Raw genomic sequence first — 14,095 nt, forward strand, 5'->3', positions numbered from 1 at the left:
GGACGCGCGGCGCTTCGAAACAACCGGGATTCACCCGCTGGCACGCCCTGCCAGGGCCGCGCCAAACGCGCTATCCGGCGCGGAGCGGTTGGGCGGAATCTTTTTCCGTACCGGCCGCTGTACCGGCCGCCGTACCGGCAGCGGCCGTGGCCGCACCCGCCGCGCCGGCGCCCGCAACGGCCGTGCCAGCAGCAGCCGTGCCAGCCGCCACCGTCCCAGTGCTGTCGGCGTTCATCAGCTCGCTGGCGTCTTTCAGCAGCACGTCAATCAGGGTGACGGCGGCGTCCTTGTCGAGAGGGTTGTTCTTGTTGCCGCACTTGGGTGACTGGACACAAGATGGGCAACCGGACTCGCATTCGCAGGCCTTGATGGCGTCCCGCGTGGCGGTCAGCCACACCCGGGCCTTGTCGTATCCGCGTTCGGCGAAGCCAGCCCCGCCGGGATGGCCGTCGTAGACGAAGATGGTAGGCACCCCGGTGTCGGCGTGGATGGCGGTGGACACCCCGCCGATGTCCCAGCGGTCGCTGGAGGCCACGAGCGGCAGGAGACCGATGGCTGCGTGCTCGGCGGCATGCAGTGCTCCGGGGAACTGCGCCTCGATCAGTCCCGCGCCGGTCAGCGAGCGGTTGTCCACAACGAACCAGACCGCCTTGGTAAACAGGTCTCTGGCCCCCAGTTCCAGTGGTTCTTCCCCGAGGATTTCATTTGAAATCAGTGCCTTGCGCTGGAAGGAGACCACCTGGGTCGTCACCTTGACCTCGCCGAAATGTACGGCCACGTCGCCCCACCGGGTGGTGCGTTCGGTTTCGAGGACCTCGATCTGGGTCACGTCGCGGGCGGTGGTGTAGTAGTCGGGGTTCGCCCGGCGCACCATCACGCAGTGATCGCCCTCATTGAGGTCCTCCACGACGTAGCTGTCGCCCTGGTGGACGTAGACGGCGCCGGTGTGGGCCTGGTAGTGGGTCTGGGGCGAATCCATGGTGCCGAGCAGGGACCCGGTGTCGGCATCCACGATGCTCACCGGACCCCCGCCGTCGGCGCGCAGGTTCACCATAGCCGCAGCACTCTGCGGGTGGGTCCAAAACCAGCCGGCCGGCCGTTTGCGCAGGTAGCCCTGCGCCACCAGGCGCTCCAGCAGCTTCTCCGAGGTGGCCCCGAAAAGGTCAAGTTCGGCGAACCCCAGCGGAAGTTCCGCGGCGGCGGCGCAGAGATGCGGGCCCAGCACATAGGGATTGGAGGGATCGAAGACCGTGGCTTCCACCGAGACGTCGAAAATCGCCTCGGGGTGGTTCACCAGATAGGTATCCAGCGGGTCGTCGCTGGCTACGAAGGCCGCGATCGCGTCCTGGCCGGCCCTGCCCGCCCGGCCGATCTGCTGGAACAAGGACGCGCGGGTGCCTGGCCATCCGGCCACCAGGACGGCGTCGAGACCGGAAATGTCGATGCCCAGCTCCAGCGCAGACGTGCTCGAGACGCCCAGCAGCTCACCCGAGCGCAACGACTTTTCCAGCGCCCGCCGCTCCTCCGGCAGGTAGCCCGAGCGGTAGGCGGCCACACGCTGCGGCAGGCTGGGGTCCACTTCATCGAGCAGGCGTTTGGCAATGGAGGAAATCGTCTCGGCTCCGCGCCTGGATTTGATGAAGGCAATGGTCCGGGTCCGGGAGGACACGAGATTGGCCAGCAGATCGGCGGTCTCGGCGACGGCGGTACGTCGCTCCTTGGCGCCGTTCTCGCCCCGCACTTCGGTCAGGGCAGGCTCCCAGAAAGCTACGGTCGTGGATCCGTGGGGCGAGCTGTCTTCGGAAACGGCACGGACCGGTGCGCCGATGAGCCTGCCGAAGGACGTTCCGGGCTCTGACGCCGTGGCCGACGCCGCGATGAACACGGGGCCCGGGTGTGAGCCGCCCGGGCTGTAGTAGGCACAGATCCGGCGCAGCCGGCGCATGAGGTTGGCGACATGGGAGCCGAACACTCCGCGGTAGCTGTGGGCCTCGTCCACGATCACATAGCGGAGGCGCCGGAAGAACCGGGCCCACCAGGCATGGTTCGGGAGGATGCCGAAGTGCAGCATGTCAGGATTGGCGAGGATGAAGTTCGCATGGTCCCGGATCCAGCGCCGGGACGCGGGATCGGTGTCGCCGTCGTAGGTTTCGGCCCGGACGGTGGGGAGTTTCAGCGCGCGGATCGCGGCCAGCTGGTCCGCTGCGAGGGCCTTGGTGGGGGACAGATAGAGGGTGACGGCGCCGTCGTCGTGGATCTTTCCGGGATCGGCCAGGACCCTGAGTTCGGAACGGTGGATGGCGTCCAAGGCCGGCAGCTGGTACGCCAGGGACTTGCCGGACGCCGTGCCGGTGGCAATGACCACGTGTTCTCCGGCGTGGGCCAACTCGGCGGCCTGCACCTGGTGGCGGTAGGGCTCGTGGATGCCCAGGGAACCGTAGGCTGTCACGAGATCCGGGTGGGCCCAGCCCGGCCACGGCGCATTGACGGCCTGGCGGGCGGGGATCGTTCGCACATGACGCAGCTGTTCCGGGTCCGGACCTCGGCCCAGCAGCGGAATCAGGGACTCATGCGGGTTCACTCACACATTCTTTCATCCGGCCTCAAATCGCCGGAGAAGGCAGCCCGGGTCGCGCAGCGCCCGGCACGCGCAGGGCCTCAGCCGACGGAGAGGTCAGCGCCTTCGTCCGAGGTCGACAGCATCAGAACGTGGCAGACCATGCGCCAGCCGAGGTGCGAATAGAGCTTCTGGCCGTCCAGAGACGCGAGCAGCAGCCCGGAGTCGACGTCGTGCTCGAAGGCCTGGGCCGCCAGGGCCTTCATGATGAAGCTGCCCAGTCCCCGCCGCTGGTACGCCGGCGCCGTCACGATCTTGTCGAAGATGGCGGTGTGTCCCACCACAAATACGCGCCCGCTCGCGGCGGTCTCTTCGCCTGCGCGGACCACAGCGTGGTGCACGCCGTCCGTCCGGGACGTCTCCAGCTTGAGGTCGTCGTCGGAAAGCCAGGGGTCCTCCGAGTCCTGAGTCTCCATGTCCACGATCATCATGGTCTGGGAAGCCGAGGTGACATGGAGGCCGTTTTCCTGGCCGAGGAACGTGTACCGGGCCACGTCATTGGTGAGGATCGTGAGGACTCGGGCCGGCACTTCAGCCGTCCTCGCCGCCAGCTCCGCAAACTCCGAATCGGACGGGTCGAAGGCAAAATATTCCCATTGACCGGTGGTGTCCGCGCGCAAGGCCGCAGGGAACCGTCCCTCCCTGCGCGTCTCATATCCGCGACAACCTGCCCATCCGGCAACCCAGATTTCAAGCAGATGAGTGGTGTCTTCAACCATGGCGTCAAGACTCATGTGATGAGCGTATTCCAGCCGTGCCACAAGCAACAGGGGCCGGGTCCGGGAAGTGTGCTCGCTTATGGAATTGTGACTGTCTCCCGGCCTCCCGTCCCAGCCAGTACCCTTAAAAGTGTGGCTTTGAACAGGATTGTGCTCTTTTACGGATTTACCCCCCTCGCTGACCCGGACGCCGTCCGGCTGTGGCAGCGCGCGCTATGCGAAAAACTCGGCCTCACCGGCCGCATCATCATCTCCAAGGACGGCATCAACGCCACGGTCGGCGGGGAGCTGAACGCCGTGAAGCAATACGTCAAGACCACGCGGGAGTACAAGGGATTCCACGGGATCGACGTGAAGTGGTCCGACGGAGGCGCGGCAGACTTCCCGCGCCTCAGCGTCAAGGTGCGGGATGAAATCGTCTCCTTCGGCGCCCCGGGCGAGCTGAAAGTCGACGCCGACGGCGTGGTGGGCGGCGGGACGCACCTCAAACCCGAGGAACTCCACGAACTCATTGAAGCCAAGAAGGAACAGGGCGACGAGGTCGTGTTCTTCGACGGACGCAACGGCTTCGAGGCCCAGATCGGAAAGTTCAAGGATGCGGTGGTCCCCGACGTCGCTACCACCCACGACTTCATCAAAGAACTCGACTCGGGCAAATACGATGCCCTCAAGGACAAGCCGGTTGTCACCTACTGCACGGGCGGCATCCGCTGCGAGGTGCTGTCGAGCCTCATGGTGAACCGCGGGTTCAAGGAGGTCTACCAGCTCGACGGCGGCATTGTCCGGTACGGAGAGACCTTCAAGGACCACGGCCTGTGGGAGGGATCCCTGTACGTGTTCGACAAGCGCATGCACCTGGAGTTCAGCGAGGACGCCAAGACAATCGGCCAGTGCGTCCGCTGCTCGGCGCCCACGAGCAAGTTCGAGAACTGCTCCAATCCGAGCTGCCGGACCCTCACGCTTTACTGTGCCGGGTGCGCAGCGAGCCCTGAAACCCTCCGATGCCCCGAGGGCTGCGCCGCCTGATCGGCTGAGGCTGAACTATCCCAGCCGGTCCGGGGCCCCGAAGCCCTCTGCAGGCGCGGCCCCGCCCACTAGGTGTTGCTCACGCAATAGGCGTTGCTCACGCAAGAGGCGCGGCCCCCATTGCGAGGGTTGTCTCAGATCCGGCTCACGCGGTAGGCGAAGTTTGCCGCGGCCCGCCCGGTCACCTGGACGGAGAGCACCGCGTCCACGGGCAGCGAGACGACGTTCACTCGTGATGTTCCGCAGCGCAGGCTCAGGTCTACCAGCGACTCATCCCCATTGCGGACGGTGAAAGACACCCGGGCCGTGCTGCGGCACGCCAGCGTCAGGGAATAGGTGCCGGCGGGCAGTTGCGTTGTTGTTTCTGTGTGCACCGCGCCGGCCGCCACGGAGCCGTAGCTGGTGTGAAACACCTGCCCCGCGGCGTCGGGAAGCGCGTCGTCGACCCACTGCTCCAGCTCTTCACCGGACACCGGCTCGTTGCGATGGGGATCCTGCGGCAGGGCGGCGTCGGTGGTCGGCGCGGCGGAAACAGTGGGCGAGCCATCGTCCCAATGGTCGGCGCTGTATTCGTACTCGCAGCCGGACAAGACCGCCCCGAGGAACACCGCAATTGACATCACCGCGGCGGCGGCCGGGGTGCGCCGTCGCGGCAGCCTGCGGGCCGGCACAGTTGGCATACCCTGAGATTAAGGTCGCCCCGATGCAAACACCAGAGGTCGAAGGTCCGCGGCGGGCGGTTTTCCCAGAAGGTGCCGAGCCGGCCGCCGTGACCGGGTTGCGGGCGGACCCTACTCGGACGCGGCCAGGTGGTAGGCGTAGATGATCGGGGCGTCCACGCTGGACGTGCTGAGCTTCACCTCGCCCGCGGCGGGCACCGTGATGCGGGCGGTTTCGCGGCTGCCGTTGCAGGCAGCTCCTGCCTCAGTCAGCGGCCGGCCGGCCAGGCTGACGGCGAAGAACGCCTTACCCCCGCCGTCGCAGGTCATGGTCAGGGTGTAGGTGCCGGCGGGCACACCGGACGCGGTCCGGACGATCGGATCGCGGTTCAGGATTTTGCCGGCGTCCTCCAGCACAGTCCCGGGGGCCGAGGGCAGAGCGGTCGCCTTCCAGGCCGGGACATCGACGCCCTGAATGGAACCGGGCGGGGTACATGCCGTTGCGGCCAGCACGACGGCGGCTGCGGCCGCGCCCGTAAGCGTCCGCCTTACCAGCAGGGTCGCCGGCGCGTGAGAGGAGGGAAAAACCATGCCTCCAACTTACCGCCTTGCAGCTTCACCCCCGGCCGCGCCGGCCGTCCAGCGGCGCCTCCCACGGGCTCTTGACGTTGACGTAACGTCAAAGTTTAGAGTCGTGGGGACGGCCCGGGACGGCCCGGCAGGCGACAAGCGCGGCACCGGCAGACGGCGCTCCGGGAGACGGCGAACCGGGATGACCGGCGCCGTCGGCAAGCTACTTCCGACGGGGCAGCCGGCCCTGCGCAAAGGAGGAGATATGGACTGGTCCGTCCAACAAATCGCGAAATTGGCGGGCACCAGCGGACGGACTCTGCGTCACTATGACGACATCGGCCTGCTCAAGCCCAGCCGTACCGGCAACAACGGCTACCGGTACTACGGCCCCGACTCGCTGGTCCGTCTGCAGCGGATCCTACTACTGCGTGACCTGGGGCTCGGGCTGCCGGCGATCGCGGACGTACTCGCCGGCCAGGCGGACGCGGAATACGCCCTGGGACGGCATCTGGAGTGGCTGCAGCAGGAACAGGACCGGCTGGGGCGGCAGATCGCTTCGGTCCGGCACACCATTGAGGCACTGCAAGCGGGAGGACAGATCATGGCAGAGGAAATGTTCGACGGCTTCGACCACACCCGGTACCGGGACGAAGTCCAGCAGCGGTGGGGCCAGGACGCCTATGCGACCTCAGATGCCTGGTGGCGCGGCATGCAGGCCGAGGAGAAGGCTGCCTGGCAGGAACAGTCCCGGCAGCTTGGCGCCGACTGGAGGGCCGCGGCAGAGTCGGGCGTCACGGCGGACAGCGTTCAGGCCCAAGACCTGGCCCGGCGCCACGTCGAATGGCTCAGGGGCATTCCCGGCACCCCGGCGGCGCCGCCCGCCGCAGGCGGTGGCAAGGGAGCAGGCGCTAGGGCAGCAGGCGGCACCGCAGTTGCCGTGCCGGACATCAAGGGGTACGTGACGGGACTCGGCGAGATGTACGTGGCGGATCCCCGGTTCGCCGCGAACTACGGCGGTGCCGAGGGCGCGGCCTTCGTCCGGGATGCCCTGCGGCTTTATGCGGAGACCCGGCTCTCGCCGGCCCCGCCCAGTCCCCGGGACTAAACTTGTGCGGTGACGTCCTCAGCCCAAAACCCCGCCCCGCAGGCTCCCGCAGCACCGCGTCCGGCCACGCCAACTCCCGCCATGGCAGTTCGTTCATCGCCGTTCACGGCCGGCAACACTCCGGAGGCGCCGCGGAGCGACCTCCCCGGCCTCCTCGAGGCCCTGGCCGGGGACCTGCGGGCCGTTGGCTACACCGTGGATGGCGTCGCCGGGCTGCTCGGTGAGGCTGCACACTCTGCCCTCAGCCGGGACCAGCTCATCCCCGCACTGATCGTCACCGGGCGCGCCTCCGGTGAGCCGTCGACGGCGGCGCTCGCCGCCGTCGTGCGTCTCTGTCTCCTGGCCGAGCCGCAGCGTGCGGAGACCCTCGACGCCGCGCTGCCCGGCATCCGCACGGAGGGGCTGACGGAACTCGGGCTCGTGGAGCGGTCCGACGAAGACCTGATCCGGGCGAAGGTGGATCTGAGGCCGTACGGCTGGGACCCCACTGTCGGGGACGATGGCGTGGCGAGCGGCGGGGCGGACCTCTGGGTGGCCAGCGACCTCGCGGCCCACCAGCGCGCAGGCGTCCTCCGTCACGACCACGTCCTGGGGATCGGGCAGGCCTCCACCACCCTGGTCCAGGTCACGGCCCGCCGGCATGTGGCCAGGGCCCTCGACCTCGGCACGGGCTGCGGCATCCAGACGTTCCATCTGCTCCACCACGCGGAGCACGTGACCGCCACGGACATTTCCGAACGCGCCCTCGCGTTCACCCGGTTCAATCTCTTGCTCAACGCCGCCGAACTGCACGTGGACCCGGCGGATCCTGAGGCCCGCGTGAGCCTGAGGCTCGGGTCCCTGCTGGAACCCGTCGCGGGGGAGGAGTTCGAGCTGGTGGTGTCCAACCCGCCGTTCGTCATTACGCCGCGCAGCCTGGGCGAGACCCCCGTGGACCAGTTCACCTATCGCGACGGCGGCCTGCCGGGAGACGAGATCGTTTCTTCGCTGGTCCGGGCCCTGCCCTCCGTTCTCGCGCCGGGTGGAACGGCCCAGCTCCTGGGCAATTGGGAGATCGAGGCGGGGGCGGCCTGGTCCGAACGGCCCCAAAGCTGGGCCGACCCGGCCGCCGACGTCTGGTTCATCCAGCGGGAGCAGGTGGGGCCGGAGCAGTATGCCGAGACCTGGCTGCAGGACGCCTCCGAAAACCGGGACCGCCAGCTCTACCAGGACTCGTATGCGGCGTACCTTGATGACTTTGCCTCGCGCAATGTGGCGGGAATCGGTTTCGGCATGATCTGGCTGCGCCGGCCGGCTGACGGCGCCGGGCGGGTGATTTCCCGTTTCGAGGAGATCACGTACCCCATCGAACAGCCCGTGGGGCCGCACCTGGGCGCGGCGGTCGAGCGTGCCGACTGGCTGGCCGCCCACGATCTGGCCGCCGCCCACCTGCTGGTCGCGGAGGACGTCACCGAGGAGCGGCACCAGCGCCCGGGGGCGGAACACCCCGGCGTCATCCTGCTGCGGCAGGGTGCCGGGCTGCGCCGCACCAACCTGCTGAGCACCGAGCTGGCCGGCTTTGTTTCAGCGTGCGACGGCGACCTGTCCGTCGGGCAGATCGTCGGCGCCCTCGAGGCCCTGCTGGGCGGCTATGAGGGGTTCGACGGCGCGCAGTTCCGCGCCGGCCTCCTGACCGAAGTCGGTAACCTGGTTCGCGACGGCTTCCTGCTGCCGGCCTGAGACGGCAGGCGCCGCCGCAACCGGGTCTGGCGCCCTCACGCCTGCCGTTCCAGCCCCGGCGGCCGTGACGGCAGGCGCTGCCGCGATACCGCGTGCGTCCTCCCGGCCGAACCTCGGCAGGACGTACGCGGTGAGGGCAAGAGTGACCAACACCGCGACGGCCCCGGTGAGCAGGAAGCTGACACGCACCGGCACCAGTGCGCCCAGCAGCCCGCCCAGGGCCAGGGCGGCGATCGAGACGGCGCGTGTCATCCCACCGACGATCGCCATGGCCTGGCCCCGGCCACGTTCGGGTATCCGGAGGATCGCGATCGCCCCGAAGCAGGCATTCAGGACGCCGCAGGCCATCCCCGTCCCCGTGTAGGCCACAAAGAGCATCTCCACGGTGGGGACCATCCCCGTGATGCCCAGGAACGCCGAGGCCAGGGCCATGGAGGCCAGCAGCGCGCGCAGTCGTAACGCCGGCGTGGTGATCCTGCCGGCCATCGCGGCCCCGCCCGCCATGCCGAGGCCGAACGCCGCGGCCAGGAGGCCATACTGCGTCTCGGTGGCGCCAAGTTCGCCGCGGGCCAGGAACACTTCAAGGACATTCGTGGCCTCGCCCACGACGATAAAGAACATCGCCCCCAGGACCAGGGCCCAGACCAAGCTGTCCCGGCGGATCAGGCGCAGCCCGTCGAGCAGTGCGGGCTTCGCCTGGCCGGCCCGTTCGGCCGCCGTGCCGCGGCGGGTTCTGATTAGCAGGGCGCCCAGCCCCATGGCGACATAGCAGCCGCTGGCCACGGCGAACACGAGTCCGGCGCCGCCCCAGCCGCTGAGCATGCCGCCCGCGGCCGGCCCGGCCATGCCGGCAATCATGACGGTCGCCTGCATGGTCCCCATCGCCCGCGGGGTGCGGTCCTCGCCGACGAGCCGGGGCAGCAGGGCCTGCCAGGTGGGGCCGGCCACGGCCTGGGCCGCGTCGAGCAGGAACGTCATGGCAAAAAGCACGGGCAGGTAGTTCTCCACATACTGCATGCCCAGGCCCATGCCGGCGACGGCGGCGGCACTGACCGCGGAGGCCGCCGTCGCCAGCGTGCGGGAGTCCCTGGTGTCGGCGAGCCGGCCGGCCCACGGGGCCAGCAGGACCAGCGGCAGCGCTGAGCAAAAGAGGTAGGCAGCCACGAGCCAGGGCCCGGCGACAGGGGTTCCCCCGGCAGCGGCCGCGTTCTGCAGGTGCAGCATGACGCTCACGACGACGGCGCCCATCCCCGCCGTCGCAACGAACCTGGCGGTGCTGGCGATCAGGAAATCGCGGTTGCGCCACAGGGGCTGCACCGCCGCTGAAGGGGCAGAGGATTTATGAAATATCTGTTTCATAAATAGGAAGCTAGTCCCGGCCGGGACTAGATGTCAAGCATTTCTTTCATATTTTGGAGCGGCTGGATACACTGGAGGGGTGAATGCAGAAACCCCGACGGCGGAGTCCACGGCTCCGCCGGCCGCCAAGCGCCGGCATCGTCCGGAAAAGCAAGTGGAAATCACCGACCCGAAGGCGATCCGGGCCCTCGCTCACGCCGCCCGGCTGGAGGTTATTTCCGAACTGTATTCCACCCAGGTGAGCCGGACGGCCACCGAACTCGCGGCGCAGACCGGCCTGACCCCCAGCGCCATGAGCTACCACCTGCGGGCGCTGCAGAAGTGGGGCATAGTGGTCCCCGCAGCCACGGCAGGGGACGCCCGGGAGCGGCGCTGGAAGGCTGCCGGCACCGATTTCACTATTCACTCGCTCGGCGGAGTGGCCAGCCCTGAGCTCGCCGTCCTTGATCTCGAGCTCGAAGCCTACCGCCGCCGGGTGCTTGCGTACGCCAAGACCCGCAATGAACGGCGCGAGCGCGGCGAGACCGGCGACGGCCCGTCGTCGGTGGTGCTGGCGAGTAACCTGCTGTACCTGACGCCGGAGCAGCGGTCCGAGTTGACGCGTCGCGTCTTCGACCTCCTGCGCGATTATGAACTCGAGGATCCGGACCATGTGCCCGACGGCGCCGAACGCATGGCCACCATGTGGTCCATGATTCCGGACGACCGCGGCCCGGCCGCCGCGAAACCCGAGGCCGGCAGCGCCTGAGCCGCCGCCCGGCGCGGCCTCCAGGACCACCGGGCGCCCTGCTCTTTTGCGGCCGAAACCCGCCTCCGCGGGGCCGTCATTTCCGGCCGGATGCGCGCGATTCTGCAAAATATGGTGAACTAGGCGGGTATGGGCGCATCTGCCCGAGCAACCTTTTTCTGTAGGAGCACCGTGCCAAGCAAGGCCAAAACCGGCAAGAAACTCGTGATCGTGGAGTCTCCCGCCAAGAGCAAGACCATCGCCAAGTACTTGGGCGAGGGCTTCATCGTTGAGGCCTCCATTGGTCACATCCGCGACCTTCCGCAGCCTTCCGAGCTCCCCGCGGAACTGAAGAAGACCCCGCTGGGCAAGTTCGCCGTCGACATTGAAAACGACTTTAAGCCGTACTACGTGGTGTCCGCGGACAAGAAGAAAAAGGTCGCCGAACTCAAGGCCCAGCTTAAAGACGCCGATGCGCTCTACCTCGCAACCGATGGGGACCGCGAGGGCGAGGCCATCGCGTGGCACCTGCTGGAAGTCCTGAAGCCAAAGGTGCCGGTCTACCGGATGACCTTCGGTGAAATCACGAAGGAAGCCATCCACCGCGCCATGGACAACCTGCGCGACGTGGACCAGGACCTGGTGGACGCACAGGAAACCCGGCGCGTCCTGGACCGCCTCTACGGCTACGAGATCTCACCGGTGCTGTGGCGCAAGGTGGCCCGCGGTCTGTCCGCCGGCCGGGTGCAGTCGGTCGTGACCCGCATGGTGGTGGACCGGGAGCGTGAGCGCATGGCGTTCAAGGCTGCCTCTTACTGGGACCTGACCGGCCAGTTCGGTGCCGACGCCGGAGCCTTCAAAGCGAAACTCGCTGCCGTGGACGGCTCCAAGGTGGCCAGCGGCCGCGACTTCAATGACAACGGCGAACTCACCTCCCGCAACGTCATCCACCTCAACGAGGAACTCGCCACCGCCTTGGCGGTCGGCCTGCAGACCGCTGATTTCCGCGTCCGTTCTGTCGACACCAAGCCTTATACCCGCCGCCCGGCGGCGCCGTTCACCACCTCGACGCTGCAGCAGGAGGCCGGCCGCAAGCTGCGATTCTCCTCCAAGAGCACCATGCAGGTGGCCCAGCGGCTCTACGAAAACGGCTACATCACCTATATGCGTACGGACTCGTCCGCACTGAGCGACGAGGCCGTCACCGCCGCCCGGCGCCAGGCAGCCGAGCTGTACGGCACGGAATACGTGCCCCAGTCCCCGAGGGTCTACACCAGCAAGGCCGCCAACGCCCAGGAGGCCCACGAGGCCATCCGCCCGGCGGGCGACTCTTTCCGCACCCCGGCCCAGGTCGCCAAGCAGCTCTCCGGCGACGAATTCCGGCTCTACGAGCTGATCTGGAAGCGCACCGTCGCCTCGCAGATGGCTGATGCCAAGGGCTCCACCGCCACCATCCGCCTGGGCGCCGTGACCGTGGGCGGAGCTGCCGCCGGTCGCGACGCGGAATTCTCCGCCTCCGGCACCGTCATCACCTTCCCCGGCTTCCTGGCCGCCTATGAAGAGGGCAAGGACGAAAGCCGCGGCGATGACGACTCCGAGGAAGCCCGCCGCCTGCCGAACGTGGCCAAGGACGACTCCCTGACCGCCTCGGACATCGTCGCCGTCGGCCACGAGACCTCGCCGCCCCCGCGCTACACGGAAGCATCGCTGACCGCTGAGCTGGAAAAGAAGGGCATCGGTCGTCCTTCCACCTACGCCTCCACCATCTCCACCATCCAGGACCGCGGCTACGTCCGGAAGCAGGGTTCCGCGCTGGTCCCGAGCTGGATCGCGTTCTCCGTGATCCGGCTGCTTGAACAGCACTTCCACGACTACGTGGACTACGAGTTCACGGCCGACATGGAAGCTGACCTGGACAAGATCGCCAACGGACAGGCGGCCGGACCCGCTTGGCTCAAGCACTTCTACTTCGGGGAAGACGCTGAGCCGGGCCTGCTGAGCATCGTCAACAACCTCGGCGAGATCGACGCCCGCGAAATCAACTCGATTCCGATCGCCGAGGGCATCACGCTGCGGGTCGGGAAATTCGGCCCGTACCTGGAAAGCTCCGTCCCGACGGTCGATCCCAAGACCGGCGAAGTGGTTGAAGCCGCCCGCGCCAACGTCCCCGAGGACCTGGCGCCGGACGAGCTCACCGCCGCCAAAGCCATTGAACTCATGGAGACCGCCGCCCCGGAAGAGCGCGTCCTCGGCACGGACCCGCACACCGGCCACACGGTGGTGGCCAAGAACGGCCGCTACGGCGCCTACGTCACCGAGATCATCCCGGAAATGACCGAGGAGCAGCTGGCCAGCCAGCCCGTGGAGTACTACAAGAACGGCAAGCCGAAGCCGCCGAAGAAGCCCGTCAAGGCCAAACCGCGTACGGGTTCCCTGTTCGCCTCGATGAGCGTGGAGACGGTCAGCCTGGACGAGGCCCTGCAGCTCATGAGCCTGCCCCGCGTGCTCGGCCAGGACGCCGAGGGCAACCCGATCACGGTGCAGAACGGCAGGTTCGGCCCGTACCTGAAGAAGGGCACGGACTCCCGCTCCATCGGCTCCGAGGAGGAAATCTTTACGATCACGCTGGAACAGGCGCTGGAGATCTACTCGCAGCCCAAGCAGCGCGGCGCCCGTGCCGCCGTGCCGCCGCTGGCCGAGTTCGGCCCGGACCCGGTCTCGGAGAAGAACATCGTGGTGAAGGAAGGCCGGTTCGGCCCGTACATCACCGACGGCATCACCAACATCACCGTGCCGCGCTCCACCTCGCTGGAGGAGCTCACCCGGGAACAGGCCGTCGAACTCCTCGCGGAGAAGCGCGCCAGGGGCCCGGTCAAGCGCACGACGACGGCCCGCAAGGCCCCGGCCCGGAAGACGCCGGCCAAGAAGTAGCAGAGCCACACCGGGTTCGCCGGAAAGCTGCGGAGTCGCCGGAATTTTCCGGCGACTCCGCAGCTTTCCGGCGATTCTGCGTTTGCGGAGCGGGCGCGGACGTGATCGAGTAGGACCATGACTGAACAGCCCGCACACCTGGACAACCAGCCGCTGAACGAGCTCGAAGAGCAGCTTGCCCGGGGGGAGCAGCCGGACGCCAACCCGGTGGACGTGATCCTGGCCTTCCTCAACAACGAGGTCTACGTGGTCAGCTCCGACGCCCTCGAGGGTCCCGACTCCCAGGTGGAGCCGCTGGTCCTCGCGAATTCCTCGGGTAAGCCGGTTCTGGCCGTCTTCTCGCACCCGAGCCGCGTCACCGAGCAGTATCTCGCGGCCGCTCCCAACGTGCTGGGCACACAGGGCGCCGCGATCATCGGCAACCTCGGCGACGAGCTCGGCATGGTGATCAACCCGGGGGCCGCCTACGGCTTTGAAATCGATCCGGAGGGAGTGGCCAACATCCGCCGCGACTTCAAGCCCTCCGACGAGTCCGCGGACGGTACTGCCGGGTCCGCGGACCGCCCGGCGCAGGATACGGACCTCGCCTGAGCCAGCGTCCCGGACGGCGGTATTCTTCGCGAATACCGCCGTCGCAGTTAGACCAGCCGCTTCAGTGGG

General features: G+C 67.9%; 10 protein-coding genes and 1 pseudogene. 6 read left to right on the forward strand and 5 right to left on the reverse strand.

Annotated features, from left to right (window positions below):
* Positions 1–70 precede the first annotated feature (70 nt).
* Positions 71–2,581, reverse strand: a complete 2,511-nt coding sequence (locus tag ACVWYS_RS02350) for a DEAD/DEAH box helicase (protein WP_456509307.1) — start codon at positions 2,579–2,581, stop codon at positions 71–73.
* A 77-nt stretch (positions 2,582–2,658) separates the two neighbouring features.
* Positions 2,659–3,351 (reverse strand): GNAT family N-acetyltransferase, encoded by a 693-nt coding sequence (locus tag ACVWYS_RS02355; RefSeq protein WP_456509308.1) that lies wholly within the window; start codon positions 3,349–3,351, stop codon positions 2,659–2,661.
* 117 nt (positions 3,352–3,468) lie between these two features.
* On the opposite strand from ACVWYS_RS02355, the gene trhO reads away from it, so the two are divergent.
* On the forward strand, positions 3,469–4,362 hold the full coding sequence (gene trhO / locus ACVWYS_RS02360) for an oxygen-dependent tRNA uridine(34) hydroxylase TrhO (RefSeq protein ID WP_456508317.1): 894 nt from the start codon (positions 3,469–3,471) through the stop codon (positions 4,360–4,362).
* Between the two features lie 134 nt (positions 4,363–4,496).
* Here the strand turns inward: trhO and ACVWYS_RS02365 are convergent, their stop codons facing one another.
* On the reverse strand, positions 4,497–5,042 hold the full coding sequence (locus ACVWYS_RS02365; RefSeq protein WP_456509309.1) for a hypothetical protein: 546 nt from the start codon (positions 5,040–5,042) through the stop codon (positions 4,497–4,499).
* A gap of 111 nt (positions 5,043–5,153) precedes the next feature.
* Positions 5,154–5,612, reverse strand: coding sequence for a hypothetical protein (locus ACVWYS_RS02370; protein ID WP_116765298.1), 459 nt, complete (start codon positions 5,610–5,612; stop codon positions 5,154–5,156).
* A 244-nt stretch (positions 5,613–5,856) separates the two neighbouring features.
* On the opposite strand from ACVWYS_RS02370, the gene ACVWYS_RS02375 reads away from it, so the two are divergent.
* Positions 5,857–6,699, forward strand: a complete 843-nt coding sequence (locus ACVWYS_RS02375; RefSeq protein WP_456509310.1) for a MerR family transcriptional regulator — start codon at positions 5,857–5,859, stop codon at positions 6,697–6,699.
* A gap of 81 nt (positions 6,700–6,780) precedes the next feature.
* Positions 6,781–8,418 (forward strand): DUF7059 domain-containing protein, encoded by a 1,638-nt coding sequence (locus ACVWYS_RS02380; RefSeq protein WP_344367145.1) that lies wholly within the window; start codon positions 6,781–6,783, stop codon positions 8,416–8,418.
* Positions 8,419–8,508: 90 nt separating this feature from the next.
* Here the strand turns inward: ACVWYS_RS02380 and ACVWYS_RS02385 are convergent.
* Positions 8,509–9,777 (reverse strand): annotated as a pseudogene (locus ACVWYS_RS02385) (MFS transporter); the annotation flags it as partial.
* A gap of 79 nt (positions 9,778–9,856) precedes the next feature.
* On the opposite strand from ACVWYS_RS02385, the gene ACVWYS_RS02390 reads away from it, so the two are divergent.
* From ACVWYS_RS02390 to ACVWYS_RS02400, 3 genes are all read left to right on the forward strand, one after another.
* Entirely contained in the window at positions 9,857–10,525 is a 669-nt protein-coding gene (locus ACVWYS_RS02390) for an ArsR/SmtB family transcription factor (RefSeq protein ID WP_116765295.1), read from the forward strand.
* 171 nt (positions 10,526–10,696) lie between these two features.
* A complete protein-coding gene (topA, locus tag ACVWYS_RS02395) occupies positions 10,697–13,435 on the forward strand; it encodes a type I DNA topoisomerase (RefSeq protein ID WP_456509311.1) in 2,739 nt (912 codons plus the stop codon).
* A gap of 117 nt (positions 13,436–13,552) precedes the next feature.
* A complete protein-coding gene (locus tag ACVWYS_RS02400) occupies positions 13,553–14,026 on the forward strand; it encodes an SseB family protein (protein WP_456509312.1) in 474 nt (157 codons plus the stop codon).
* The last annotated feature ends 69 nt before the right edge of the window (positions 14,027–14,095 follow it).

The sequence above is a fragment of the Arthrobacter sp. TE12231 genome, assembly GCF_054062895.1.